This window comes from Streptomyces sp. NPDC051636 (assembly GCF_044453765.1).
Classification (GTDB): Bacteria; Actinomycetota; Actinomycetes; order Streptomycetales; family Streptomycetaceae; genus Streptomyces.
Map to the genome: position 1 here is coordinate 221,239 of NZ_JBITDA010000008.1, position 25,434 is coordinate 246,672.

Annotated in this window: 19 protein-coding genes; 4 read left to right on the forward strand and 15 right to left on the reverse strand. The window is 69.5% G+C overall.

Features of this window, described 5'->3' with window-relative positions:
- Positions 1-41 precede the first annotated feature (41 nt).
- A complete protein-coding gene (locus ACIBBH_RS17535) occupies positions 42-893 on the forward strand; it encodes a phosphotransferase enzyme family protein (protein WP_399405545.1) in 852 nt (283 codons plus the stop codon).
- A gap of 308 nt (positions 894-1,201) precedes the next feature.
- Here the strand turns inward: ACIBBH_RS17535 and ACIBBH_RS17540 are convergent, their stop codons facing one another.
- The gene (locus ACIBBH_RS17540; RefSeq protein ID WP_399405547.1) at positions 1,202-2,296 is read right to left on the reverse strand and encodes an AraC family transcriptional regulator; all 1,095 of its coding nucleotides are present in this window, start codon (positions 2,294-2,296) and stop codon (positions 1,202-1,204) included.
- A 352-nt stretch (positions 2,297-2,648) separates the two neighbouring features.
- Here ACIBBH_RS17540 and ACIBBH_RS17545 point away from each other — a divergent pair, with 352 nt between their 5' ends.
- The gene (locus tag ACIBBH_RS17545; protein WP_399405435.1) at positions 2,649-3,398 is read left to right on the forward strand and encodes a LuxR C-terminal-related transcriptional regulator; all 750 of its coding nucleotides are present in this window, start codon (positions 2,649-2,651) and stop codon (positions 3,396-3,398) included.
- Here ACIBBH_RS17545 and ACIBBH_RS17550 read toward each other — a convergent pair.
- Positions 3,382-4,671, reverse strand: a complete 1,290-nt coding sequence (locus ACIBBH_RS17550) for a beta-ketoacyl-[acyl-carrier-protein] synthase family protein (protein ID WP_399405437.1) — start codon at positions 4,669-4,671, stop codon at positions 3,382-3,384. The two genes, ACIBBH_RS17545 and ACIBBH_RS17550, sit on opposite strands and share 17 nt — an antisense overlap.
- A 270-nt stretch (positions 4,672-4,941) precedes the next feature.
- Between ACIBBH_RS17550 and ACIBBH_RS17555 the strand changes: the two genes are divergently transcribed.
- Together ACIBBH_RS17555 and ACIBBH_RS17560 are read left to right on the forward strand one after the other, a co-directional pair.
- Positions 4,942-6,834, forward strand: a complete 1,893-nt coding sequence (locus tag ACIBBH_RS17555; protein WP_399405439.1) for a fatty acyl-AMP ligase — start codon at positions 4,942-4,944, stop codon at positions 6,832-6,834.
- A 74-nt stretch (positions 6,835-6,908) separates the two neighbouring features.
- A complete protein-coding gene (locus ACIBBH_RS17560; protein ID WP_399405441.1) occupies positions 6,909-8,717 on the forward strand; it encodes a fatty acyl-AMP ligase in 1,809 nt (602 codons plus the stop codon).
- A gap of 305 nt (positions 8,718-9,022) precedes the next feature.
- Here ACIBBH_RS17560 and ispG read toward each other — a convergent pair whose 3' ends face one another.
- The 13 genes from ispG to gap all read right to left on the reverse strand — a co-directional run bounded on the left by ispG (position 9,023) and on the right by gap (position 25,340).
- Positions 9,023-10,192: a flavodoxin-dependent (E)-4-hydroxy-3-methylbut-2-enyl-diphosphate synthase gene (ispG, locus tag ACIBBH_RS17565; RefSeq protein WP_399405443.1), complete on the reverse strand. Its 1,170-nt coding sequence runs from the start codon at positions 10,190-10,192 to the stop codon at positions 9,023-9,025.
- A gap of 198 nt (positions 10,193-10,390) precedes the next feature.
- The gene (locus tag ACIBBH_RS17570; RefSeq protein ID WP_399405445.1) at positions 10,391-12,178 is read right to left on the reverse strand and encodes a 1-deoxy-D-xylulose-5-phosphate synthase; all 1,788 of its coding nucleotides are present in this window, start codon (positions 12,176-12,178) and stop codon (positions 10,391-10,393) included.
- A gap of 29 nt (positions 12,179-12,207) precedes the next feature.
- Positions 12,208-13,206 carry a 4-hydroxy-3-methylbut-2-enyl diphosphate reductase gene (ispH, locus tag ACIBBH_RS17575; protein ID WP_399405447.1) on the reverse strand — a complete coding sequence of 333 codons (999 nt, stop codon included), beginning with the start codon at positions 13,204-13,206 and terminating at the stop codon, positions 12,208-12,210.
- A complete protein-coding gene (gene ptlI, locus ACIBBH_RS17580; protein WP_399405449.1) occupies positions 13,203-14,597 on the reverse strand; it encodes a pentalenene oxygenase in 1,395 nt (464 codons plus the stop codon). The genes ispH and ptlI overlap by 4 nt, the downstream gene beginning before the upstream one ends.
- 112 nt (positions 14,598-14,709) lie before the next feature.
- On the reverse strand, positions 14,710-15,723 hold the full coding sequence (gene ptlA, locus ACIBBH_RS17585; protein ID WP_399405451.1) for a pentalenene synthase: 1,014 nt from the start codon (positions 15,721-15,723) through the stop codon (positions 14,710-14,712).
- Positions 15,724-15,849: 126 nt separating this feature from the next.
- Positions 15,850-16,863: a polyprenyl synthetase family protein gene (locus ACIBBH_RS17590; RefSeq protein WP_399405453.1), complete on the reverse strand. Its 1,014-nt coding sequence runs from the start codon at positions 16,861-16,863 to the stop codon at positions 15,850-15,852.
- On the reverse strand, positions 16,860-17,759 hold the full coding sequence (gene ptlD, locus ACIBBH_RS17595; protein ID WP_399405455.1) for a neopentalenolactone/pentalenolactone F synthase: 900 nt from the start codon (positions 17,757-17,759) through the stop codon (positions 16,860-16,862). The genes ACIBBH_RS17590 and ptlD overlap by 4 nt, the downstream gene beginning before the upstream one ends.
- Before the next feature lie 35 nt (positions 17,760-17,794).
- Positions 17,795-19,549, reverse strand: coding sequence for a neopentalenolactone/pentalenolactone D synthase (gene ptlE, locus ACIBBH_RS17600; RefSeq protein ID WP_399405549.1), 1,755 nt, complete (start codon positions 19,547-19,549; stop codon positions 17,795-17,797).
- A 17-nt stretch (positions 19,550-19,566) separates the two neighbouring features.
- Complete coding sequence (gene ptlF, locus ACIBBH_RS17605; RefSeq protein ID WP_399405457.1) at positions 19,567-20,394, reverse strand: 1-deoxy-11-beta-hydroxypentalenate dehydrogenase; 828 nt, start codon at positions 20,392-20,394, stop codon at positions 19,567-19,569.
- Between the two features lie 100 nt (positions 20,395-20,494).
- Positions 20,495-21,949, reverse strand: coding sequence for an MFS transporter (locus ACIBBH_RS17610; RefSeq protein WP_399405459.1), 1,455 nt, complete (start codon positions 21,947-21,949; stop codon positions 20,495-20,497).
- Positions 21,950-22,008: 59 nt separating this feature from the next.
- Positions 22,009-22,860: a 1-deoxypentalenic acid 11-beta-hydroxylase gene (gene ptlH, locus ACIBBH_RS17615; RefSeq protein WP_399405461.1), complete on the reverse strand. Its 852-nt coding sequence runs from the start codon at positions 22,858-22,860 to the stop codon at positions 22,009-22,011.
- Between the two features lie 99 nt (positions 22,861-22,959).
- Entirely contained in the window at positions 22,960-24,156 is a 1,197-nt protein-coding gene (gene penM, locus ACIBBH_RS17620; RefSeq protein WP_399405463.1) for a pentalenolactone synthase, read from the reverse strand.
- A 179-nt stretch (positions 24,157-24,335) separates the two neighbouring features.
- Positions 24,336-25,340, reverse strand: a complete 1,005-nt coding sequence (gene gap, locus ACIBBH_RS17625; protein ID WP_399405465.1) for a type I glyceraldehyde-3-phosphate dehydrogenase — start codon at positions 25,338-25,340, stop codon at positions 24,336-24,338.
- Positions 25,341-25,434 lie beyond the last annotated feature (94 nt).

Consider the following 25,434-nt stretch of genomic DNA (forward strand, 5'->3'; position numbering starts at 1 on the left):
GAGAGTTACGGCAGCGCCCAAGAGAGAGGGGCCAGGCGACGATGCAGGCGTCAGAGGTCCCGCGTGCGGTGACCGCGGCCATGTCGACCGCCTCATCACTTGACCTGACAGTCGACGACGCGATCGTTCTTCATGACTCGAACAAGCTCACTCTGCGTCTGCTGCCTTGTGACGTCCTGGCCCGGGTGGCGCCTGTAGCGCATCAGGTCGCACAGTTCGAAGTCGAGCTTGCTCAGCGGCTCACCGAATCCGGGTGTCCTGTGGCTGCTCTCGAGCCTCGAGTGGAACCACGCGTCCATGAGCGTGATGGCTTCGTGGTCACGCTGTGGACCTACTACGAACCCGTGACACCTCGAGAGGTCTCACCAGCCGACTACGCCAATGCGCTCGAGCGGCTGCATGCCGGCATGCGCAAGCTCGACGTCCCGACGCCGCAATTCACGGATCGAGTCGAGCAGGCTCAACGCCTCGTGGCGAACCGCGACCACACTCCGGCGCTCGCCGACGCGGACCGGGAGCTGCTCGGCGACACGTTACGAAGCCTGAGACGAGTGATCGGCGAGCGCGGCGGCGCCGAGCAGCTGCTGCACGGCGAGCCGCACCCGGGCAACGTGCTCACCACGAAGAGCGGGCTGCTGTTTACAGACCTTGAGACGTGTTGCCGAGGGCCCGTCGAATTCGACCTCGCCCATGCTCCCGAAGAAGTCGGCGAGCACTATCCGGGTGTCAATCGAGACTTGCTGCGCGAGTGCCGGATCCTCGTGCTGGCGATGATCACAGCGTGGCGCTGGGAGCGAGGCGACCAACTCCCGAACGGGCGCCAGCTGGGTACAGAGTGGCTCAGCCGGATCCGAGCAGCACTCGATCGCGACGGCCTGGACAGCCATGGCTGATCGCGGACCTTCGAGGTCGTGGCCGGCTGACTGTTGATGTCGGGATCTACCGTGATCGTGGCCCTGGCCCTGGCCGGTTGTGGGCGAGATCCAGTGGGGCGGCCCACGTGGTGTGCGGGACGCTCGGGATGGTCGTTGGTCAGGCGGCGAGTTGGCGCCTGGCCGGAGAGGCCATGTAAGTGTCGGGTCTGGGCTCGAAGCCGTGGCGGCACGGGTCGCAGCAGCCGTTGTCCAAGATCCGGGGTCAAGCCCCGTTCGCGGATTTCCCCCCTGACTTGCCACAGGTTCGGAAGGTTTTCTTGAAACGATCAGTGGGGCCGGGTGGGCACGCCGGTGCGATACGCGCCGGGGGTCGCACCGGTCCAACGGCGGAACGCCCGGATGAATGCCGCAGCATCGGCGTACCCGAGCCGTACGGCGATCTGATCGACTCCGAGCCCAATGGTGGACAGCATCTCAACGGCGCGAGCGTGCCGCGCTCCGTCTACGAGTCGCCGGTAGGACGTGCCTTCCACGGCCAGACGCCGGCGCAGTGTCCGGGTGGAGACGTGCAGAGCGGCCGCGGCCACACCCATATCGGGGATCCCGTCCGGCCACTCCATGACCAGCTTCCCCACCCGAGCTGCGAACCCCGCGTCCGCGCGCCGGGCCAGCAGCAGACGGCACTCGCGTTCGCACACCTGCATGGTGTGCCGGTCCGCCTGCGGCAGCGCCTGCTCCAGTATCGCTGCGGGGGTGACGATCGCGTTGCGCTGCGCGCCGAAGGTGATCGGCGCGTCGGCGAACGCCTCGTAGGGCGCGGGCTTTTCAGGCCGCGGGACACGCAGATCCAGCCGGAGGGGTCTGAAGGGCCGACCCAAGATGGTGTCGAGGATGGTGCGGATGTTGGCCATTTCCCGCTCGACGAAGAAGTGCCGAACGGGCTGTGGCACAAACCTGTCGTCCAGGACGAGGTGGACCTCGTCCGCGTCCTCCTGAAGGTGAATTCCGACCATGGTGAAGGTGAGTTCCAGGTAGCGCAGTCCGATAGTCGCTGCTTCGCGCAAGGTCGGGCTGGAGAGCAACGCGAAGCCCCACACGCTGTAGGTGCGCAGCGGAATCCGGCTACCGACCTCCAGCCCCAGGCCGGGAGCATCACCTGTGGCGCGGACCAGGTTCTGCGCCACAACGAGCTCCTGCCAGGCTCGGACGTGTGCGGCACCGTTGGCAAGCGTGTTCTTGTCCACACCGCTGCCCTCCAGGCACGTCGGTACGGGCACTCCGTGCTCGGCCCCGACATCCACCATCGCGCGCACGCCGGCGATGCCTCTCGGGAACAGCCGCGGAGCTGTGGGGACTTCGTCGACCGCCGTCCTGTGTCCGGAACGGCCAACAGCATGGCCGCCATTGCCTGTATCCAGCACTGCCAATCACCTAGCATCGGAAGGGATCGATGCGGCGTATCCACCGCAGGCTGCATTCAGTCTATCCTGGAAGTGCGCGCGGACCAGGGGGCATACGCGAAATCAGCCACGGTGATCTGTAGGGTTCAGCGCACCTGCAGCCATAGCGTGTAACCGCTGCACCGTAATGCATTCTCGAGCACGACCCATGAAACGCACAGCGTTCGTTGCTTGTTGCCGGAGGCCAACGAGCATGCGGTGGCACGCGAGCCACGCGGAGGGAACGCGTGAGGGGTTGAAACCATACCGGTCGGGAGACCACGGAGTTGGGTGGGGACCACACTTCCGAATCGCGCAGGCGGAGGAGTGAGTGATGGACGGCTTCAGCACGTTGGAAGTATTGCTGGTCGACAACGAGGATCTTGTGCGCCGCGGTTTTCGGCAGGCTCTCGGGGAGGTACCGGATATCGCGGTGGTCGGCGATACGAGGGTCGGTGAGGAGGCATTGCGCATGGTCGAGCTACGGCGGCCGCAGGTCGTACTCGTCGATGCCGAATACGAATTCATCCGGAAACTCGCACATCCTTCGGGGGCGGCCGCAGCCGGACCTGCCCCCGGAATCATTGTGCTGACCAGCATCGACCTCGACAGCCGTCTCTTCGGCGCGCTGAAGGCGGGCGCAAGTGGGTTTCTGCTCAAGAGCGCCAGCCAGGAGGAACTGACATCAGCTGTCCGTGCGGTCGCCGGCGGCGCGGCTTTCATCTGCCCCAGGATGACCCGACGGCTGATCGATCGGTTCGAGATCCTTCCGCCGCCGCAGGAGCGCAGCCACGCCGGCGCTCTGGCTGCCCTGAGCAGCCGGGAGACCCAAGTCCTGTGCGGTATAGCCATGGGAAGGTCGAACCAGGAGATCGCCCGCGAGCTGCATGTGACACCCGCCACCGTGAAATCCCACGTCTCACGCATTCTCGCCAAGCTCGAGTTGCCGAACAGAATGCACGCGGCACTGATGGCCCAGCGGAGCGGTCTGGTGCACTCGCCCCAGTCTCCGCAGGTCTCCGCAGGCCCTCAGGCCCCCTCTCCTCCCGCCCGTCCCGCGCCGGTGGTCAGACGGTCTTGGTGAACGCGAGCACCACGTTGTGACCGCCGAATCCGAAGGAGTTCGAGATGGCGGCAGTTACCTTGGTGTGCCGCGGACTTCCCGTGACGACCTCAACCTTCACCTCGGGGTCCTTGTCGTCGAGGTTCCTGGTCGCGGGAATCATGTCGTTGAAGATGCTCAGGACCGTGAAGATGGCCTCGATCGCCCCGGCCCCGCCGATGAGATGGCCCGTGATCGACTTGGTCGCCGTCACGAGAGCATGCGGGCCGAGAGATTCGAGCAGTGCGGATCCCTCGATACGGTCACCCACGGGCGTACCGGGAGCGTGAGCGTTGACGTGAACGATGTCCTGCGGGCCGAGGCCGCCCGAGTGCAAGGCCTGGCGGATCGCACTGATCTGGCCGTCCGCTGAAGGAGCTGTCATGGTGTGCGCATCGGAGCTCATCCCTGAACCGGCCAGCGTGGCATACATCCGCGCGCCACGAGATATGGCGCATTCGGTTCGTTCCAGTACGACGGCACCGGCACCCTCGGCCATGACGAAGCCGTCACGCTTGCTGTCGAACGGCCGTGACGCGCCCTGAGGATCCTCATGACGGCTGGACAGGGCTCCCATGCGGGCGAATGCCGCCATGGAGAGTCGGCCGATGCATGCCTCGGCGCCGCCGGCGACGACGACGTCGGCCCGCCCGGAACGCAGTATGGCGAGCCCCATGGCGATGGCCTCCGCTCCGGAGGCGCAGGCGCTGGTCGGCGCATGGGCGCCGGCGCGGGCGTCGAGGGCCATACTGACGGCGGCGGCCGGACCGTTGGGCATCAGCATCGTCACCGCGAACGGTGACACGCGGCCCGGCCCCTTCGCCGAGGAAACGTCGTGCTGGTCGACCAGCGTCGTCCCCCCGCCGAGGCCCGTGCCGATCACCACCGCCAACCGTTCCGGCGCCACCTCGGGCGCGCCGGCGTCGGCCCACGCCTGCCGGGCCGCCACCATCGCAACCTGCTGGCAGCGGTCCATCCGTCGGGCCTCGACCCGGTCCAGTACCTCGGTCGGCTCCTGACGCAGTCGGCCTGCCAGCCGTACGGGAAGGTCGCGGGCCCACGGTTCGTCGAGCACGGTGATCGGGGACTCGCCGGCGAGCAGCGCCGACCAGGTGGAGCGGACGTCGGCTCCCAGCGGCGTGGTCATCCCCAACCCGGTGACCACGACGCCGGTTGTACCGAGGACTTCCCCGTCCGAGAGATCGGGGAGCTTCGGATGACCGAAGAAGTGGTCGTCGGATGATTCGTAGGACATCAACATTCCCTTTCTGAAGCCTTCTGGGGAAATGTTCTCCCTAGGACACGCGCCATTCCTCGTCGTCCATTGGTCGTTGTCACGACGGTAGCCAGTCCAAGACGCTTCCCGTAACGGCCGTCGGACGGAAACGTGAGGGCGACCGGAGGCTGGTCGTCATCCGCCTTCCGGGTTACTCGACACTCGCCTCCGGTAGGGGGGTGGACGCCGTCCGTCGGCGGATACCCGATATTTCCCGGTGGACTTAGCATCTCTTCGAGTGGAACGACCATGACGCAGGCGTACGGCAATGGCTGGGTAAATGGCCGAAGTCCTGGCGGGGGAAGTGGGGCAATGGCGATGGCCAAGCCGAAAAGGAGGACCATGATGTCACACGATGCCGTCCAAGAATCCCGGCTCGAGCCGACGACTTTGGTCGAGCTCTGCAGGTATCGCGCCTCCAGGGATCCCGATCGCCGGATGTTCGCCTTCCTGGAGAACGGCCTCGAAGAGTCCGACTCGCTCACCCTCGCCCAACTCGACGCCCGCGCAAAGGCGATCGCCGTGCGTCTGAGCAGGCATGCCGCGCCTGGCGCCCGCGCTGTGCTGAGTTACCCGCCAGGCCTGGACTTCGTGTCCGCCTTCTTCGGTTGCCTGTATGCCGGCTTGATCGCGGTGCCGGCCCCTCCGGTGCTGCGCGTCGGCGTGGACGACCGGTACGCGCGTTTCCAAGCGATCGTCAACAACTGCGAGCCCGATCTGCTGCTGTCGAACGCAGCCAGGCTGGACCGGGTCGACGCGTTGCTCAGCGGCATGTCCGCGCCACGCAGGCCAATCTGTGTGGCCACCGACGAGATCAGTGAGACGGACGCGTACGGCTGGAGTCCTCCCCAGATCGGTCCGGACACGCTCGCGTATTTGCAGTACACCTCCGGAACCACCGGTCCGCCTCGCGGTGTGGAGCTCACTCACGGCAACGTCCTGCACAACCTCTCGCTGATCCTGGACAACGGCTCCCGGCCCACGGACGACAACGACCGGCAGAAGCCCGTTGTGTCCTGGCTGCCCGTGTTCCACGACATGGGACTCATCACGGGGGTCCTGCAGCCGCTCTACGTCGGGTACGACGCCGCACTGATGCCGCCGTCGGCGTTCACCCAGCAGCCGGTCAACTGGCTCCGGGCGATATCGGACCGTGGCGCGGGCATCGGCTCGGCACCCGGCTTCGGGTACGAGCTGTGCCTTCGGCGCGTCTCCGAGCAGCAGCTGCGTTCCCTCGATCTCGGCGGTTGGCAGATCGCGGTGGTGGGGGACGAGCCGGTGCGCGCAGAGATGATCGACGCGTTCAGCGCCATGCTCGCCCCGTACGGGTTCCGCCGCGAAGCGTTCTTCCCGAGTTACGGCATCGCCGAGTCCACCGTCATGCTCAGCGGTGGGCCGGCGGAGCCTGAACCGGTGATCCGCCGATTCGATGCCCGGGCGCTGGCGAAAGGCAAGGTGCAGCCGGCCGGGCGCGACGACGAGGCCCGCCGACTGGTCGGCCTGGGCCAGGCGCACCCGTCCATGACCATCGCGGTGGTGGATCCGGCCACCGGCGAACCGTGCGCCCCGGACGAGACGGGGGAGATCCTGGCTTCGGGACCGAGTATCGGTACCGCGTACTGGAACGCCCCTGAGGAGACGGCCCGTACGTTCAACGCCCTCGTGCGCGGCCACGAGAGCCGCCGGTTCCTCCGCACCGGCAGCCTCGGCTTTCTGTACGAGGGTCAGCTCTTCGTCACCTGCCGGGTGGCCGACCTCATCGTCGTGGACGGCATGCAGCACTATCCGTACGACATCGAGGCGACCGCGGCAGCAAGCCATGCCGCTGTACGGGAAGGCTGCTGCTGCGCCTTCACCGTGGAGGACGGCGGGCGCACCCGCCTCGTCGTCCTGGCCGAGATCAACAGCCGGTACCGCGTCGTGGCCGGCCCCGCCACGGACAGTCCGTCAGGCTCCCGTGTGACCGTCGGGGCGAACGAAGTCGAAGAAGCCGTCCGAGAGTCCGTCGTCGCCGGGCACGGTGTGCGGCCCGACGACATCCTGCTGGTCAAGGCCGGTTCGCTGCCCTTCACCACCAGCGGCAAGCTGCAGCGCGCACAGTGCCGGTCCAAGTACCGGGCGCGGATGTTCGAGACGGTCTGAGTCTCGCTTCGTGCCGGGAGAGGCGCGCGAACTGCCGCCATCACCTTCCTCCTTCCTCCGTTTGGAGTGGTCTCATGCAAACCAGTCATCAGCACAGTGTTCACCTGCCCGAGGGGGTGGCCGGCGAGCAGGGCGCACCGTCGACGCTGGTCGACCTGTGCCGCACGCGCGCGGCAGCCGAGCCGGACCGCAAGGGTTTTGTGTTTCTGGGCGACGGGGTCGAGGAGTCCGACTCACTGACGCTGGCCGAACTCGACCGCTACGCACGGGCGATCGCCGTGACGTTGCGACGGCGGGTTCCTGTTGCACGCTCATGCGTGCTGCTGAGTTACCCGCCCGGACTGGATTTCCACGCCGCCTTCCTGGGCTGCATCTACGCGGGTCTTGTCCCGGTGCCGGTAGCTCCGCTCGACGGCACGCGGGGCAATGCCAAATGGACCCGGGTGGAGTCGATTGCGGCGAGTTCCGAGCCCCGGCTGTTCCTGTCCACGGGCCGTATGCTTGCCGCCGCGGAGCCCGTCCTCGCCGACACCGACGGGCTCGCCGGACTCGTCCGGGTGGCGACCGACGAGGTATGCCTGGATCTGGCCGAGCAGTGGACCCCGCCGGTGGCCGCCGCTGAGATGGTCGCCTACCTGCAGTACTCCTCGGGATCGACCGGCGTGCCGAAGGGCGTCGCGATCACTCACCGCAATGTGCTGCACAATCTGTCGTTGATATACGACAACACGCGTCGGCCTGCCGACGATGCCGGGCTGCCCCGCCCGGCGTCGGTGTCGTGGCTGCCGCCGCACCACAACATGGGTCTCATCTGCAACGTCCTCGACCCCCTCTTCTCCGGCCGGGACGTCACCCTGCTGCCGACGATGACATTCGTACAGCGTCCGTTCACATGGCTGCGGGCGGTCTCCAGGCTGGGACGCGCGGACAGCTGCGCGCCGAACTTCGCTTACGACCTGTGCGTCCGCCGGGTGACCGGCGCTCAGCGCCGGGAACTCGACCTCAGCGGCTGGGAGATGGCTCTGGTCGGAGGTGAGCCCGTCCGCTCCGATACGCTCGACCGCTTCAGCGAGGCATTCGCTCAGACCGGCTTCCGGCGTGAGGCGCTGTGCCCCGCATACGGCCTCGCCGAGGCGACGGTGATGGTCACGGCCGGTCCGGTCGGCCAGGGCCCGGAAGTCCTGCGGCTGGACTCCGCGGCACTCGCCGCCGGAAAGGTGCGCACAGCCGCGTCGGCACAGGACAGCCGCACGCTGGTCGGATGCGGCCGGCCGCATCCGTTGAGCACGGCCGTCGCCGTCGACCGGGACACGGGAAAGCCCTGTGCGGAGGACGAGGTAGGTGAGATCTTCGTGTCCGGCCCGAGCGTCGCAGCCGGGTACCTGAACGCTCCCCAGGAGAGTGCCGAAACCTTCCAGGGGTCGCTTCCCGACCAGCCGGGCGAGCGGTTCCTCCGTACCGGCGACCTCGGCTTTCTGTACAACGGACAGCTGTTCATCACCGGTCGGGCAAAGGATGTCATCATCATCGCCGGTGCCAACCACTACCCGCAGGACATCGAAGCCACCGTTGAGGCCAGTCACCCGGCAGTCCGCCAGTTCGGTGCTTGCGCGGTGTCGGTCGACGACGGCGCACACGAACGGCTCATCGTGCTGGCCGAGACGACGTCGCCAGCCGGCGGCGAGAACGACGAGCCGCTGAACGCCCAGGAGATCAAGCGGGAGATCAGGCGCGCCGTCCACGCAGGACACCGCATCCAGGTACACGATGTCGTCCTTCTCAAGCCGGGGACGCTGCCGCTCACGACGACCGGCAAGCTGCAACGGCGCGACAGCCGGGAGCGATACCTGGGGGGTTCCTTCGAGGCCGCCCTCGTCGAGTGAGAGGCGTGGTCGAGTAGCGCCGCGCTCAGGTGAGGAGGGAGCCCAGGCCCATCGCCGTTCATGCCGGTGCAAGCCCGGTGTGATCAGGAGGCGGGTCACCGACTCAGTGAACCGGCCCCCCGGGGGGCGTCACCGGTCGCGGCGGCCTGGGCATGCGGCAGCCACTTCGCCCGCGCCCTCTCGTCCTCACGTTCACCGGGGAGGTCTCCGCCGTGAACCGGTCGCCGGTCAGCTGCATACCGTCGCCGGAGTCACCGGCGAAGCGGATCACGACCCGGCGAGCTGTTTGACGGTGGTCGGTGTGCTCACTTGGCGCTCTCCTGCCCGGCGGAGGGGGCGGCCTCGGAGGAGTCGTCGTCTTCGTCCTGCCGCATCAGCTCGGCGAGCTTGAACGCCTCCTCGATGAGCGTCTCGACGATCTTCGACTCGGGTACGGTCCTGACGACCTCGCCCTTGACGAAGATCTGCCCCTTGCCGTTGCCGGAGGCGACGCCGAGATCCGCTTCCCTGGCCTCCCCGGGGCCGTTCACCACGCACCCCATGACGGCCACGCGCAGCGGGACGTCCATGCCCTTCAGTCCGGCCGTGACCTCTTCGGCCAGCTTGTAGACGTCGACCTGGGCGCGCCCGCAGGACGGGCAGGACACGATCTCCAGGCCGCGCTGCTTGAGGTTCAGGGACTCCAGGATCTGGAGGCCGACCTTGACCTCCTCGGCGGGCGGCGCGCTCAAGGAGACGCGGATGGTGTCGCCGATGCCCTGGGACAGCAGCGCGCCGAACGCGACAGCCGACTTGATGGTGCCCTGGAAGGCGGGGCCCGCCTCCGTCACACCGAGGTGCAGCGGATAGTCGCACTGCGCCGCGAGCTGCTTGTACGCCTCGACCATGACGACGGGGTCGTTGTGCTTGACGGAGATCTTGATGTCCCGGAAGTCGTGCTCCTCGAACAGCGACGCCTCCCACAGCGCGCTCTCGACCAGCGCCTCCGGGGTGGCCTTGCCGTACTTCTTCAGCAGACGGCGGTCGAGCGAGCCCGCGTTGACCCCGATACGGACCGGAGTGCCGTGATCCTTGGCGGCCCGCGCGATCTCGCGGACCTTGTCGTCGAACTGCTTGATGTTGCCCGGGTTGACGCGCACGGCCGCGCAGCCGGCCTCGGTGGCGGCGAACACGTACTTCGGCTGGAAGTGGATGTCCGCGATCACCGGGATCTGCGACTTGCGCGCGATCGTCGACAGGGCGTCGGCGTCGTCCTGGGTGGGGCAGGCGACGCGGACGATCTGGCAGCCGGACGCGGTGAGTTCGGCGATCTGCTGGAGGGTCGCGCCGATGTCGGACGTGCGGGTCGTGGTCATGGACTGGACCGAGACCGGCGCGTCGCCGCCCACGGGTACGGTCCCTACGCGGATCTGGCGGCTGGTACGTCGTCGGGCCAGCCTCGGCGGCACCGTCGGCACTCCGAGAACGACAGGCATGACAGTTCCCCAAGATGGTCGGCCGGTCCGGGCGGACCGGGTTGTGGCTGATGGCTGTGTGCCGTTGAGGGCTGTGGAAGTGCTGGAGAAAGGCGCGGTGGCGGGAGCGGGCGTGCCTCGCGGGCAGCCGGGTCACGGGCGGTCGGCGGGGCCGTCACCGTGCGGGTGGGCGCCGACCGCCCGTCGGGGTGCCCGATGTCAGCCGACGGCGAGGGAGGCGGTGGCTCCCTGCCGGGCCTGCCATCCGGAGGGCAGGGCCTCCAGCAGCGCGTCGGTGAGATGGCGGGGGGTGAGGCCGCTGGCCTCCAGGACGTCGGCCCGTGAGCCGTGGTCGAGGAAGCGCTGCGGGATACCGAAGACGTGCACCGGCAGGCCCGGCTTGGCGTCGCTCAGCGCCTGGGCGACGCGCGCCCCGACGCCGACGACTCGCCCGCTGTCCTCGACCGTGGCGATCAGCAGGTGGTCGAGGGCGAGCCCGGTCAGCTCGGGCGGCACCGGCTTGATCCAGCGGGGGTCCACGACTGTGACGCCGACGCCCCGCTCGGCCAGCCGTTCGGCGATGTCGAGGCAGGTGGCGGCCATGGCGCCGACGGAGACCAGGAGAATGTCGGGCCGCTCGCCGCGGTGCAGGACGTCCAGCTCGGCGTGGGCGTCCACGGCCGGGATGTCCGCTCCGCTGGGGCCCTTGGGGAAGCGCAGGGCGGTGGGGCCGTCGTCGCAGTCCACGGCCTCCCGCAGGGCGCGGCGCAGGGTGGCGGCGTCGCGTGGGGCGGCCAGCCGCAGGCCGGGCACCAGGTTCAGCAGCGACAGGTCCCACATGCCGTTGTGCGAGGAGCCGTCGTCGCCGGTCACGCCGGCCCGGTCCAGGACGAAGGTGACCGGGGCGCGGTGCAGGGCCACGTCCATCAGGAGCTGGTCGAAGGCCCGGTTGAGGAAGGTGGCGTACAGCGCGACGACCGGGTGCACCCCGCCGAGGGCCAGCCCCGCGGCGGCGGTCACGGCATGCTGTTCGGCGATGCCGACGTCGATGACGCGCTCGGGGTGGCGGCGGGCGAACTCGCTGAGCCCGGTCGGGTCGAGCATGGCCGCGGTGATGGCGACCACGTCCGGCCGGTCGGCGGCGAGGTCGGCCAGCTCGCTGCCGAACACGGACGTCCAGCTGGGTGCGCCCCCCGGTTTCTGGGCGGAGGCGGCGCGCACGGCGTGGAAGCGGTCCGTGTCGTCCTGCTCGGCGGGGAGGTGGCCGCGGCCCTTCTCGGTGACGCAATGCACCACCACGGGCTTGCGCAGGGCGACGGCCGCGCGCAGCGCCGCCTCCACGGCCTCGATGTCATGGCCGTCCACCGGGCCGACGTAGGCGAGCCCCAGGTTCTCGAACAGGGCTTGCGGGGCGTCGCCCGCGCGCAGGTCGGCGAGGTGTCCGGCGACGGCGCCGGCGGTGGGGGCGTAGGAGCGGCCGTTGTCGTTGAGGACCACGACGACGGGGCGTTCGGGGGCCGCCGCGATGTTGTTGAGGGCTTCCCAGGCCATGCCCCCGGTGAGCGCGCCGTCGCCGAGCACGGCGACCACGGCGCGGTCGTTCTGCCCGAGCAGGGCGTTGGCGCGGGCGAGGCCGTCCGCCCAGGACAGGGAGGTCGAGGCGTGCGAGTTCTCGATGACGTCGTGCTCGGACTCGGCGCGGCAGGGGTAGCCCGACATGCCGCCGGTGCGGCGGAGCGTGGCGAGGGCTTCGGTGCGGCCGGTGAGGATCTTGTGGACGTAGGCCTGGTGGCCGGTGTCCCAAAGGATCTTGTCGCGGGGGGAGTCGAAGACGCGGTGCAGGGCGATGGACAGTTCGACGACCCCGAGGTTGGGGCCGAGGTGGCCGCCGTTGGCGGTGCAGGTGTCCACCAGCAGCCGCCGGATCTGCGGCGCCAGTTCGCGGGCCGCGTGCGGGGACAGGGCGCGCAGGTCCTCCGGCCCCCGGATCTCCTCCAGGCGTGGCATGACGCAACCCTCTTTCTCCAGTGGTGGATTCATCGCACCCCACCGGGTGCGGGCGAGACCTCGCCGGCCAGCGGTGTCTGCGGGACGCGGCCGGTGACCGGGTCGGCCAGCCGGCCGGGCATGGAGAACACGACGTCCTCGGCGATGCCCCGCTGGAGCTCGACCCGGTCGAAGCCGAGTTCGGCGAGCCGGGCGACGAGCCCGTCGACGAGGATCTCCGGGGCACTGGCCCCGGCGCTGATGCCGACCGACGACACCTCCTTCAGCCAGGCCGCTTCGAGGTGCTGTTCGTCGGGCACCAGATGGGCGGCGGCGCCGTGGTCGCGGGCCACCTCGACCATGCGCAGCGAGTTGCTGGAGTTGTGCGAGCCGACGATCAGGACCAGGTCGTTGTCGCGTGCGAGGTCCTTGACGGCGTTCTGCCGGTTCTGGCTGGCGTAGCAGATGTCGTCGCCGGGGGTGACCAGGTCGGTGAAGCGGGCGCGCAGGGCCTCGACGACGCGCTCGGTCTCGTCGAACGAGAGGGTGGTCTGGGTGAGGACGGCGACCGGGGTGTCGTCGGGCAGGCCGAGGCGCCGTACGTCGTCCTCGGTCTCGATGACGACGATCCGGTCGGGGGCCTCGCCGAGGACGCCCTCGACCTCCTCGTGGCCCTCGTGCCCGACGAGGAGGATCGTGCGGCCGTCACGGGCGAAGCGCACCGCTTCCTGGTGGACCTTGGAGACCAGCGGGCAGGTGGCGTCGATGACCTCGAGCTGCCGGCCGGCGGCGCCGGAGCGCACTCCGGGGGAGACGCCGTGCGCGGAGAAGACACAGACCGCGCCCTGCGGGACCTCCTCCTCGCTGTCGACGAAGACCGCGCCGCGCTTTTGCAGCTCCGAGACGATGTGGTGGTTGTGCACGATCTCCTTGCGCACGTACACCGGCGCCCCGTGCAGGTCCAGCGCCCGCTCGACGATGCCGATGGCGCGCCGTACGCCCGCGCAGAAGCCGCGTGGCTGGGCCAGGACGACGTTCCCTTCGCTCACGTCGCGTCACCCCCGGCCGGTGCGGGGACGGCGGAGGTCATCCGGCGCGGGGTGCGTGCGTCCAGCCTCAGGCGCAGCCGGCGCGGGTGGTAGACGGTGGCCAGCGGGACCGGGCGGATGTCCATGCCGGGCTCGCAGGTGACCCGCCAGCGGCCGAGGATGGTGGCGAGCCCCAGGGTGGCCTCGGTGCGTGCGTAGAGGTCGCCGATGCACTTGCGGGCGCCGGTGCCGAACGGCACGTAGGCGTGGCGGGAGGCCGGCGCGATTCGGTCCGGGAGCCAGCGGTCGGGGTCGAACTTCTTGGGGTTGTCGAAGGCGTCCTCGTACTGGGCGACCGCGGCGGGGCTGAAGACGACGGTGGAGCCGATGGGCAGCTGACGGCCCGCGAGTTCGGTCGGGGAGGCGGTGAGGCGGGTGAACAGCCAGGCCGGCGGGTGCAGTCGCAGCGTCTCGGAGATGATCCGGTCGGCCAGGGAGAAGTGCGGCAGGTCGTCCCACTGCGGGGCGCGGCCGTCGAGGACGGTGTCGATCTCGTCATAGAGCGCGGCCTCGATCTCCGGGTGCTGGGAGAGGAGGTAGAAGACCCATGTGAGGGTGCCGGCGACGGTCTCGGTGCCGGCCGCCATGACGGTGATGACCTGGTCGTGGATCTCCTTGTCGCCGAGCCGGCCGCCGTCGTCGTCGCGGGAGGCGATCAGGGCGGCGAGCAGGTCGTCGCGCTCGGTGTCGGAGCTGCGGTAGTCGTCGATGAGCTGCTGGGTGGTCTCGTGCAGGAAGTCCAGGTTGCTCTTGTACCGGCGCTGGGACGGCAGGGGTAGCCGGCGGATCGAGGCCGGCAGGAACATCTGCCGGAACAGGCCGTTGAGCACGACGTCGAAGGAACGTTCCACCTTCGCCGCCAGCTCGGGGCTGACGGGTGTGGAGTACAGGGTGCGGCCGACCGTGCGCAGGGCCATGCCGTACATCTCCTGGAAGGCGTCGACGACCATGCCGTCCTGCCAGCGCGACGCCGTGTTCTCGATCTCGGCGTGCATGGCCTCGGCGTACCGCTTGAGCTGGCCGCGGGTGAACGCCGACTGCATCAGCCGGCGCTGGCGGCGGTGGTCGGCGAACGGGCAGGTGACCAGGCCGTTGCCGGCGATGTCACGAGCGCGGTCGTAGAAGACGCCGCCCTTGTCGAAGATGCGGTCGTTGGTCAGGACGTGCCGCAGCAGTTCGGGGTGGGTCGGGACGTAGGCCGTGGTGGGGCCGATCTTGATCTCGACCAGGTCGCCGTGGGCCGACAGCGAGGTCATGAAGTTCACGGGGTGACGCATCATCTGGAGGGCGTGTCCCACGACGGGGAGCGCCCCGGGCGCCGCTCCCGCCGAGAAGGTGGTCTGCTCGGTCATTCGATTCTCAACTTCCCGTTCTTACTGATCTGTTGACAGCTGTTCCGGTCTGTTGACAGCTGCGCCGCCGCGACGGCCGGGCGCGGGTGCGTGGTGCTGGCGGGCGGTGCTGCTAGTGGGCGGTGCTGCCGAGCTCCTCCAGGTAGCCCTGGGCACCGGCGGCGAGCGCGAACTCCGCGTCGTAGCGGCCCGAGGAGCGGTGCCAGTCGTAGGAACCGCGGATCACGGTGCGCACGGCGTCGTTGCGGTAGCGCTCCAGGGCCTCGCGCTCGGCCTCGTCGAGCCGGTAGATGTCGCCGAGCTGCGGCAGGCAGGACTCCAGCAGGAGGTACTGCTCCAGGCGGGCGCGCACCTCGCTCTGGATGTGGGCGACGCTGCGGTCCTTGGACCAGCCGTGCTCCCGGCACAGGATCATCACCATGTTGTTCTGCTCGCCGCGGGCCTCTTCCTTCTCCAGCGAGGCGATGTCGTTGAGCAGCAGATTGACGTCGACGGCGAGCTGGAGCATCGCGGAGAGCACGGCGCTGTCGAAGACCCGGTGCGGCACCTCGAAGCGGCCCGCGCGCTCGGCGAGGTCGACCGTCGGCTGCACCCCGATGGTCTGCCGGCGCACGGCCAGGTACTGGGCCGCGGAGTTGTACGGCGTGTCCCAGAAGCGGCTCTCCGCCTCGTCGACGTAGCCGTCGAAGTAGCTGCGCCAGTGCCGGGCGCTGCGCGCGCACCAGGCGGGTGTCATGCCCTCGCAGGTGCGCCGCCAGATGTCGGCGAAGCCGTGGGCGATGGGGGGCGCGGTGTGGGGGAGGGGGCCGTCCAGCGCCGCCGCGACCGCGTCGGTGAGCTGTTTGGTCTCCTCCGGGTTCTCGCCGCGCGGCCCGTCGAAGAGGTCGTCGAAGAGGAAGAACCACGACATCAGGTCGACGCCCAGGTCCAGGTCGGCGCCGGTGGCGTGGGGGTAGAAGCGGGAGGCCAGGTCGGCGTAGCCGCCGCGCAGATGACGCCTCGCCGCCGCCTCGGACTTGATCAGCCCGAGCGACCGCGGCCAGGCGAGCTGCTCGGCGTCGGCCCGCGCGTGATCCGGGCTCTGCCGGCCCGGCAGGGGTATGTAAAAGTCGACGTCCTGGGGCATGGGGGGAATCCTTGGGAGTGGGGTGCGGAGAAGCAGCGGGCACGGTGGCGCCCTGGCGGGAGTGCTGCGCTGATCGGAGAGTCAGAAGTCGGAAAGGGGCATACGGGTACGGGGGCCGGCCCGGTCTCAGGCCTCGCGGTCGACGACGAACCGCCCGAGCGCGAGGAGTTCGTCCCGCGCGCCGGCGTCCAGCTCGACACCGCGCAGCGCGTCCTCGGCCAGCGCCATTCGCCGGGCGGCCTCGGCCAGCGCCCAGTCCCGGCTGCCGGCGCCCTCGATCAGGCCGGCCACGCGCCGCAGTTCCTCCTCGTCGGGTTCGCCGGGGGTGGTGAGCCAGGCGGCCAGCTCGTCGCCGAGCGGGCCGTCCTGGTTCAGTGCGTGGCTCACCGGCAGGGACTTCTTGCGGGAGCGCAGATCGGAGTGGACCGACTTGCCGGTGACGGCCGGGTCGCCCCAGATGCCGAGAACGTCGTCGACGAGCTGGAAGGCGACGCCGACCTGGTCGCCGTAGTGCGCCAGCGCGTCCACCGTCGCCTCCGGTGCCCCGGCCAGGACCGCTCCGATCGCGGCGCTCGCCGACAGCAGCGCGCCTGTCTTGCCGGCGGCCATGTCGACGCACTCCTCGACCGTGACGTGCGAGCGCTGTTCGAAAGACAGGTCCTGGACCTGGCCGCGGATCAGATGCCGGGTGGTGCGCGCCAGCAGCCGGGCGGCGGGCGCCGCCGTCGGCAGCCCGGTGTCCAGCAGCACCTCCTGGGCGAGCGCCAGCATCGCGTCACCGGTCAGGATGGCGCTGGAGGGACCCCACAGCTTCCACACCGTGCGCCGGTGGCGGCGCTCCTCGTCGCCGTCCATCAGATCGTCGTGCACCAGGGAGAAGTTGTGCACGAGTTCCACGGCGACGGCGCCGGGCAGGGCGACCTCCGGCGGTGCGCCGACCGCCTCGGCCGACAGCAGCGCGAGCGCCGGCCGTACGGCCTTGCCGGCGTGGGCGCTGGTGGGCGCGCCGCCGACAGTGATCCAGCCGAAGTGGTAGGCCGCCTGGTGACGTGAGCGGTGGTCGAGCCGGTCGACGGCGGCGCGCCGCGTCGGGGTGATCGTGACCCGGCTGTGGCTGAGGCAGGCGGGGGCGGTGCTCATGCGGCGACCTCCGCGCGCCAGGGGCCGGCCGGGTCGTCGAAGATGCTGACGACCTGGCGCATGATGCGCCGTTCGGCCGGGTCGAAGGCCTGCTTGGCATGGACGGTGCCGAGCTGGTCCCACATGACGATGTCCCCGGGCTGCCAGGTGTGGGCGTAGGTGTACTGGGGCTTGCCCGCGTGCGACAGCAGTTCGTCGAGCAGCTTGCGGCTGTCGTCGGGGGCGAGGTCCACGATCCGCTCGGTGTTCAGGGTGCTGACGTAGACCGACTGGCGGCCGGTGCGCGGATTGCGGGCGATGAGGGGGTGGATGGTGGAGGTGCCGTCCTCGGGCTGGATCTGTTCGGTGCTCTCACCGAGGGACACCTCGCCCTGGAGCTCCTCCTCGATGGTCTCCTCGTACCCGGTGCGCAGGGCGTGGCGGACCCGGTAGGAGTGCAGGCGCCGGCGCTCTTCGGTCGACAGCGACTCGTACAGGGCGTACATATCGGTGAAGAGGGTCTCCCCGCCGCCGGAGGACGGCACTTCCAGGGCCTCCAGGAAGCCGACCTGGGAGACGCGGGGGCGGAAGGAGTAGTCGGTGTGCCAGCCCATCCACTCGGCGTCGCCGACGCCGATCTTGCGGCCGTCCTCCACCAGGTTGGAGACGATCAGGATCTCGTTGTGGTCGGGGTGGGCGCCGCTGGTCAGACCGGTCTTCGGGATGTACCCGAAGCGGCGGCCGAAGGCCAGGAACTCCTCGTAGGAGGCGGTCTCGTGGCCGCGGAAGACGAGGACGAGATACGCGTCGAGCGCCGCCCAGATCTCCTCCAACTGGGTCTTGTCCATGTCGCCGGTGACATGGGCGCCGTGCACGACGGCGCCGAGAGCGGCGCCGGGTATCGGCGTTACGTCCATGGGCGTTGCCGCCTTTCGCAGAGGGGATGGGATGGTCAGCGCAGTTCGAGGCCGGCGAGGTCGCCCGCCTCGCGCCAGCGCCTGAGGATGTTCACGAACTCCACCGAGCCGCCGCCGTAGCTGGAGTTGAGCAGGGGCAGTCCGCTCGGGTCGCCCTCGTTGTTGTAGAGGCCGGGCGTGCAGTTCTCGAGGAAGTCGATGTCGTTGGTGGCGAGCCGGAGGATCTCCTCGACCCATTCCTTCTCGCCGGCCTCGGAGGCCTCCACGACCTGGTGGCCGCGCTCCTCGACGCACTTGACGATGTGCGCGAGGTGCCGGGTCTGCTCGCCCAGCATGTAGGCGATGTTGACGTGCCGGCCGGCCTGGACCTTGGACAGGATGAAGCAGTTGGGGAAGCCGTTCACCTGGAGTCCGTGCAGGGTGTGCGCCCCGTTGGCCCACTTCTCCGACAGCCTCACGCCGTCCCGGCCGACGATGTCGTAGCCGGCGCGGTCGGTGTACGGGACGGCGAACTCGTGCTCGTAGCCGGTGGCGAAGACCAGGCAGTCGATCGGGTACTCCCGGCCGTTCGCGACCACCCCGGCCGGGGTGAGCCGCTCCACGCCCTGCCCCTGGGTGTCGACCAGGGTCACGTTGGGCCGGTTGAAGGTCTGGAGGTAGCCGTCGTGGAAGCAGGGCCGCTTGCAGTACACGCGGTAGTACGGCTTGAGGGCGGCGGCGGTCGCGGGGTCGGTGACGACGCTGTCGATGCGGGCGCGCAGCTCCTCCATCTTGAGGAAGTCCGCCCGCTCGGCCGCGAGCGCCCGCTCCTTCGGGTCGCCCCCGGTGTCGCCGGTGGGCAGGATCGCGGCGGCCAGCTTGGCCGTGGTCTGCGTCCAGCGGTCCTGGACCAGGTCCTCGTCCTGCGGGATACCAGAGGTCAGCGCGTGGAAGTTCTCCATCCGGCGCTGCTGCCAGCCCGGTTCGAGGCTGTCCGCCCAGTCGGACGGGGTGGGCCGGTTGCCGCGGACGTCGACCGCGGCCGGGGTGCGCTGGAAGATGACGAGCTGCTCGGCCCACTCGGCGAGGTGCGGGGCGAGCTGGACGGTCGTCGAGCCGGTGCCGATGACGCCGACCTTCTTGTCCTTCAGCTTGGTCAGGCCGCCGGTGCTGTCGCCGCCGGTGTAGTCGAAGTCCCAGCGGCTGGTGTGGAAGGAGTGCCCGGCGAACGTCTCCAGGCCCGGCAGCCCGGGGAGTTTGGGGCGGTGCATCAGACCGATCGACATGGCCACGTACCGGGCCCGGATCAAATCCCCGCGGTCGGTGCTCACCAGCCACTTCCCGGCGGCCTCGTCCCAGCGCAGCTCGGTGACGGTGGTCTGGAAGAGGGCGTCGCGGTAGAGGTCGTACTTGCGGGCGATTTTCTGGAGGTGGGCGAAGATCTCGGGCCCGGTGGAGTACTTCTCGGTGGGTATCGTGCCGATCTCTTCGAGCAGCGGCATGTAGATGTAGCTCTCGACGTCGCACCGGACGCCGGGGTAGCGGTTCCAGTACCACGTTCCGCCGACGTCGCCGGCCTCGTCGATCAGCCGGATGCGCTCCAGGCCGGTCTCCTTGCGCAGATGGGCGCCGGTCAGCAGGCCGCCGATGCCGGCGCCGACGACGGCGACGTCCACCTCGTCGGTGAGCGGCTCGCGCTCCTGCCACTCGGTGCAGGGGTCCTTCGCGTAGCGGCTGAAGTCACCGCGCGCGAACTGGTAGGTGCGACCGGCGCTGCGCTTGTCGCGTTCCTGCCGGTATTTCTCCCTCACCGCTTCCAGGTCGATGGTCAGTGTTTCGTCGCTACGGTCGTCGCTTTCGGCGCGGGCCACAGCTCCTCCTCGGGGGAAGGGGGCGGAAGGGAAACATGACGCCATACGTCGTCGAACTGATCGCGCAGCCGCAGCGGGGCGTCGGAGTTGCTGAAGAGATAGAAGCGGTCGGAGCCGAGGGCCTCCCACACGAGTCCGGCGACGTCCTCGGCGCTCACCGAGGTGTCGCCGCCCGCGCCGCGCGGGGCCGTCAGGCCTTGGACCATGGGGGTGTCGACCCGGCCGGGACACAGCACCGACACCCGGACCCCGGTGCCCCGCAGATCGGCGCGCAGACTGCGGGCGACCGCGAGGTCGGCGTGCTTGGAGGCGGCGTAGGCGGCGCTGCCGGCGCCGACGACGAAGGCGGACATCGAGGCGGTGTGGATCAGATGGGCGGGTCGGCCGCGCTCCAGCAGCCGGGGGACGAAGGCGCGGGCCACCAGGACGTGCGCCCAGTGGTTCACCTCGAAGACCTGCCGCATCCGCTCCAGCGGCACCTCCCACAGGGGCTGTCCCACGGGGCCGAGGACCCCGGCGTTGTTGCACACCACGTCGATGTCGCCGAGCAGGTCGAACGCCGTGTCCGTGAGCCGTTCGACGGCGTCCGGGTCGGTCAGGTCGGCGGTCACGGCGGTGACCTGAGCACCCTGTGCGGTGAGTTCGGCGGCCCGGCGGTGCAGTGCGTCACCTTCGACGTCCGCCATGACCACGCCGGCGCCGGCCCGTGCGAATCGGGCGCTGAGGGCGAGTCCGATGCCGCTGGCCGCGCCGGTCACCACGGCTGTCCGCGTCTGTAAGTGCACTTGGCTGTCTCCGCTTCTGCGCGCGGGCACACCGAAGGACGGCGCGCCGTTGCCAACGAGAAGGTCTGGATCGGATCGCGCCGTTCGAGGGGCGCGGGTGTCAGCTGGGGTCGGGGAGCTTCAGGCTGATCACGAGAACGGTCACCGAGAAACACGCCAACAGAGCGAGAACGAGCACGGCCGCCGACGCCGTCGACAGCGAACCGGCCAGGGAGACATAGAGGGATCCGCCGACGGTCGCGCCCAGCGCGGTCGCCATCTGCTGGCTGGTCACCAGCACACCGCTGCCCATGCCGGCCTGCGCGGGGGGTACGTCGGCGAGGATCATCCGGAACAGCGTCGGGCCGATCAGCGCCGCGCCCACGCCGAAGAAGGCGATCCCGACGAGCACGAGCGCCAGGGAGGGATGCGGCCAGCCCAGCCAGATCACCAGCGCCAGCAGCAGCAGGCCCGCGCCTTGGACGAGTGCGCCCAGGGTGACGATCCGGCCGCCCAGGGCCGCCGTGATCCTCGGGGTGAACAGCGTCACCCCGAAGAACGCCACGGCGAACGGCGCCAGCACCGCGCCGGAGGTGAGCCCGTCGAAGCCGAAGTGACCCTGCGCGATCAGCGCGTAGACGAACAGGAAGGCGCCGAAGCCGGCCGAGAACGGCACCACCGCCGCCAGCCCTCTGCGCATCCCCGGATGGGACAGCACCGACGGGGACAGCAGCGGTGAGCCGCCCCGCGCCTCCAGCCCGCGTTCGGCCCGCACCAGCGTCAGCGCCCCCGCCGCGGCGACCGCGAGCAGCGACCACAGCCACAGCGGCCAGCCCAGGTCGGGGCCCGCCACGACCACGGCCAGGACACAGACCATGGTGACTCCGAACAGCACGGTACCCACCGGGTCGAAGCCCGGCTTCGCGTCGGCCCTGGTCGCGGGGACGCGCCGGACGGCCAGCAGCGCGGCCACTCCGATCGGCACATTGATCGCGAAGACCGACCGCCAGCCGATCCCGGCGACGTCCAGCGAGACCAGCAGCCCGCCCAGGATCTGCCCGGTGACCATGCCGAGGGCCGCGGTCGCGCCGTACATGCCGATCGCACGGGCGCGCGCCTGGCCCACGGTGGCCGCCTGGATCGTCGCCAGCACCTGCGGTACGAGCATGGCGGCGGCGGCACCCTGCAGCAGCCGGGCCGCGACGAGGAACTCGATGGTCGGGGCGAGTCCGCACAGCGCCGAGGTGACGGTGAACGCCGCGAGCCCGTAGGCGTACAGGCGCCGTCTGCCGAAGGCGTCGCCCAGCCGTCCGCCCAGCACCAGGCCGAGGGCGTAGGTGAGGCCGTAGCCGGACACCACCAGCTCCAGTGCGGCGGGGCCGCCGTGGAGGTCGTCACTGATCGAGGTCAGTGCCACATTGACAATGGAGGCGTCCACGATGGACAGGGCGTATCCGGTGAGCACCACCACGAGGGCGATGCCGCTGAGCCCCGCGGCGGCCGGTTCCGTGCCGGCCGAGGACCCCGGTGTCGCGTTGGGCCCCTTCAGAGGGCGGAGGCCCTCGCGTTTCGTCATGCGCTGCCTACCCAGGCGTTTGTGGGGGGACGGTTGAGGCGGGGGCGGGGGTGACAACGTCACTCGGTGGTGGTGGGGGTGCCGGTGATCTTCGACATGATTCCCTTGGAGGCGTCCTTCGCGGACTCCGTCCAGGGGGTCAGGGCGTTGAACCCGCGGTGCGAGGAGGCGGGCTGGATGCGGGTGTCCATCGACATCCGCATGCCGGCCGGGTTCACCGAGACGTTCGGGATGGACTTGTGACACATGAAGGCGTGGAAGATGAGCACGTCGCCCGGTTCCATGGTCGAGAACAGCAGCTGCTCGTCCGCGCCGAACTCCTCCGCCGGGATACCGCGCACGGCGTGGCCGAAGCGGCGGAAGTTCTCGGTGACGACGTGCTCACGGGGGCCCTTCTTGTGGCTGCGGTCGGCGACGGCGACGCCGCCTATGCGGCGGGTCGTCGGGAGCAGCGGTATCCAGGCGGTGCGGAAGTCCTTGTTCGGGCCGATGTAGAAGCCGTCCTGGTGAAGCGGCGTCAGGAAGCTCGGCTCTGCGGAGCCCGCGGCGGAGGGGTAGTAGCGGATCGTCGTCGACTTGAAGACGAAGACGGGCTCGCCGAAGACCTTCTCCCAGACCTTGAGGCTCGAGGGGTGGTTCCACAGGTCGTCGTACCTGACGTAGTCGTGCATCGCCACCTCGTCGACCGCCTCGAAGGACTCGATGGTGAGGGTGTCGAGCGTGGTGCCGGGGGCGGCGTGGCCGAGTGCGATCAGGCCCTCGAGCATCTGCTCGGCGGCGGTCCGCACGAGTTCACGGTCCAGAGCGTCGCGCAGATAGAGGTAGCCGTGCTCGTCGTAGAACCGGTCGAGGGCCTCACGGTCGTCGAGAAGGGGTGTGCAGTCGACGTAGTCGCTGAAAGTGTCCGTCATGGTTCCTTGTCCTCGTAACGTCTGTGCGTGGGGGGAAGGAGCGTCAAACATCCGGGCCATGAACGGTGGACGGCTGTGTGTTCGCTCGTGCAGTGCCACTCAGAAGGTGACGGGGAGTTCATCGAACCCACCGGTGATCCGGTGCTCCTGCCAGCGCAGCGACTCCTCGGGTACCGCGAGCCGCAGGTCGGGCAGTCTGCGGAACAGCCGCTCGAACACCGCGGTCAGCTCGATCCGGGCCAGCGTGCGGCCGATGCAGTGCCGGGCGCCGTGCCCGAACGCCAGGTGCGACTTGGGCTTGTCCCGGCCCAGGTCGAACAGGTCGCCGTCGGGGAACGCCCGGTCGTCGTAGTTGGCCGCGCCGATGGCCAGCATCACCGCGTCTCCGGTCCGGATCACTGTCTCGCCGACGGTGATGTCGCTGTGCGCGTAGCGGGGTATCAGCGCGTTGGATCCCTTGCCGCCAACGCCCAGGCGCAGGATCTCCTCGACCGCGGCCGGCGCGAGTTCGGGATTCTCGGCCAGCAGGGCACGCTGGGCCGGATTGCGCAGCAGCAGCAGGGTGCCCAGGTCGATGCGCACAATGGTGGTCTCGTAGCCGAACAGCAGCACAGCGTTGCCCAACTGGGCGATGTCCGCATCGGACAGTGCGCCGTCCTGCTCGGCGATCAGCTCGGACAGGATGTCGTCGCCCGGCTCGATTCGCTTGCGCGCCACCAGTTCCGTTGTGTAGTCGACAACCTGTTGAAAGGTGTTCGCCGAGTGCTGGTTGTCGCTCTGGTCGAATGTGCCTCTCGCCCACTGCCCGAACCGCTCCCGGTCGGCCAACGGCACGCCGAGCAGATCGCAGACCACCATGGTCGGCAACGGAAACGACAGCGCGCGGTGCAGGTCGACCGGCGGAGCACTTGCGGCCAACTGCTCGAGCAGGTCGTCCACGTGGTGCTCGATCCGGGTCTTCATCAGGCGCATCCGGCGCGTGGTGAACCGGGGTACGAGCAGCGCGCGCATCTGCGCGTGCCTGGTGGGCTCGGTTTCGTGGTCGTCCCCGGCCATCAGCGCGACCATGAAGGCCCTGGCCGCGCTCTTGGCCGACTGCTCCGGGTTGGGATTGCTGAGACGGAGTCGGCGGTCGGCGAGTAGTGCCCTCACCTCGTCGTAGCGGGTGACCAGCCAGGCGTCTTCACCGGGGGTCCGCACCCTGGTGATCGGCCCCTCCTGCTGCAGTGCGCGCATCTGGGGCGCGATGCCGAGCACGTCCGGGTTATCGAACGGTAACCGCGGAAGTTCCTTCATTCAGTCTGTCCTCGTGGCGTCGTGCGGGGGATTCGTCGGACATCCGGGCACGCCGACGGCGTCGGTGGCGTCGGCGTGCGCTGCGCGCCGGTTCACGGGCGCGCCGAAGCGGCGGCCGCCGCTTAGGCGGACGACCGTTGCTGACGTGCGGGTGGTGCAGACGCCGGGTCGGCGAGGAACTACAACGACGAGCCGATGAGCAGTGCCAGGTCGATGAGGCGGTTCGAGTAGCCCCACTCGTTGTCGTACCAGCCGACGACCTTGACCTGCGGGCCGGACACCCGGGTGAGCCCGGCGTCGAAGACGCAGGAGGCCGGGTCGCCCACGATGTCGGTGCTGACCAACGGCGCGTCCACGTAGGACAGCAGCCCCTTGTACGGTCCCGAGGCCGCCGCCGCGTATGCCTCCTTCACCTCGTCCACGGTGGTGCCGCGCAGGGTGGTGACCGTGAGGTCGGTGACGGAGCCGGTGGGTACGGGCACCCGCAGGGCGAAAGCGTCCAGCCGGCCGGCGAGCTCCGGCAGGACGAGGCCGATGGCCTTGGCGGCGCCGCTGGAGGTGGGCACGATGTTCAGGGCCGCGGCCCGGGCTCGGCGCAGGTCCTTGTGCGGGGCGTCCTGGAGGTTCTGGTCCTGCGTGTAGGCGTGGACCGTGGTCATCATGCCGGTGTCGATGCCGACGGCGTCGTGCAGCACCTTGGCCAGTACACCGAGACAGTTGGTGGTGCAGGAGGCGTTGGAGATGATGGTGTGGCGTTCGGGATCGTAGTCACCGTCGTTGACGCCCATCACCACCGTGAAGTCCTCGCCGCTGGCCGGAGCGGCGATGATGACCTTCTTCGCTCCGCCTTCGACGTGTGAGCGCGCCTTCGCGGCGTCGGTGAAGATGCCGGTGGACTCGATCACGATGTCCACTCCCAGGTCGCCCCAGGGCAGGGCGCCGGGGTCGCGCTCGGCGAGGACCTTGATCGTCCGGTCACCCACGCGGATCGCGCCCGGCTCGGCGGTGATCTCCTCGGGGAAGCGCCCCAGAATCGAGTCGTAAGCGAGCAGGTGGGCCATCGTGGGGACGTCGCCCAGGTCGTTGACGGCGACGATCTCCAGCTCCGAAGCCCGCGCGGCCGCCGCACGGAAGACGTTGCGACCGATGCGCCCGAAGCCGTTGATGCCGATTCGCACAGTCATTGGTGTGTTCCTCACCTAGCGCTCTACAAGTCCATTGACGCGCCGTTGCGCCCAGGTGCAATGCAAACCGTGCGCCTGGACGAGGCGCCGGCAC

Bases quoted from the DNA above. Each gene is read 5' to 3' on its own strand.
- ACIBBH_RS17535 (WP_399405545.1), top strand. From the start codon at position 42: ATGCAGGCGTCAGAGGTCCCGCGTGCGGTGACCGCGGCCATGTCGACC.
- ACIBBH_RS17545 (WP_399405435.1), top strand. From the start codon at position 2,649: ATGGACGGCTTCAGCACGTTGGAAGTATTGCTGGTCGACAACGAGGAT.
- ACIBBH_RS17550 (WP_399405437.1), bottom strand. From the start codon at position 4,671: ATGTCCTACGAATCATCCGACGACCACTTCTTCGGTCATCCGAAGCTC.
- ACIBBH_RS17555 (WP_399405439.1), top strand. From the start codon at position 4,942: ATGACGCAGGCGTACGGCAATGGCTGGGTAAATGGCCGAAGTCCTGGC.
- ACIBBH_RS17560 (WP_399405441.1), top strand. From the start codon at position 6,909: ATGCAAACCAGTCATCAGCACAGTGTTCACCTGCCCGAGGGGGTGGCC.
- ispG (WP_399405443.1), bottom strand. From the start codon at position 10,192: ATGCCTGTCGTTCTCGGAGTGCCGACGGTGCCGCCGAGGCTGGCCCGA.
- ACIBBH_RS17570 (WP_399405445.1), bottom strand. From the start codon at position 12,178: ATGCCACGCCTGGAGGAGATCCGGGGGCCGGAGGACCTGCGCGCCCTG.
- ptlI (WP_399405449.1), bottom strand. From the start codon at position 14,597: ATGACCGAGCAGACCACCTTCTCGGCGGGAGCGGCGCCCGGGGCGCTC.
- ptlA (WP_399405451.1), bottom strand. From the start codon at position 15,723: ATGCCCCAGGACGTCGACTTTTACATACCCCTGCCGGGCCGGCAGAGC.
- ACIBBH_RS17590 (WP_399405453.1), bottom strand. From the start codon at position 16,863: ATGAGCACCGCCCCCGCCTGCCTCAGCCACAGCCGGGTCACGATCACC.
- ptlD (WP_399405455.1), bottom strand. From the start codon at position 17,759: ATGGACGTAACGCCGATACCCGGCGCCGCTCTCGGCGCCGTCGTGCAC.
- ACIBBH_RS17610 (WP_399405459.1), bottom strand. From the start codon at position 21,949: ATGACGAAACGCGAGGGCCTCCGCCCTCTGAAGGGGCCCAACGCGACA.
- ptlH (WP_399405461.1), bottom strand. From the start codon at position 22,860: ATGACGGACACTTTCAGCGACTACGTCGACTGCACACCCCTTCTCGAC.
- penM (WP_399405463.1), bottom strand. From the start codon at position 24,156: ATGAAGGAACTTCCGCGGTTACCGTTCGATAACCCGGACGTGCTCGGC.
- gap (WP_399405465.1), bottom strand. From the start codon at position 25,340: ATGACTGTGCGAATCGGCATCAACGGCTTCGGGCGCATCGGTCGCAAC.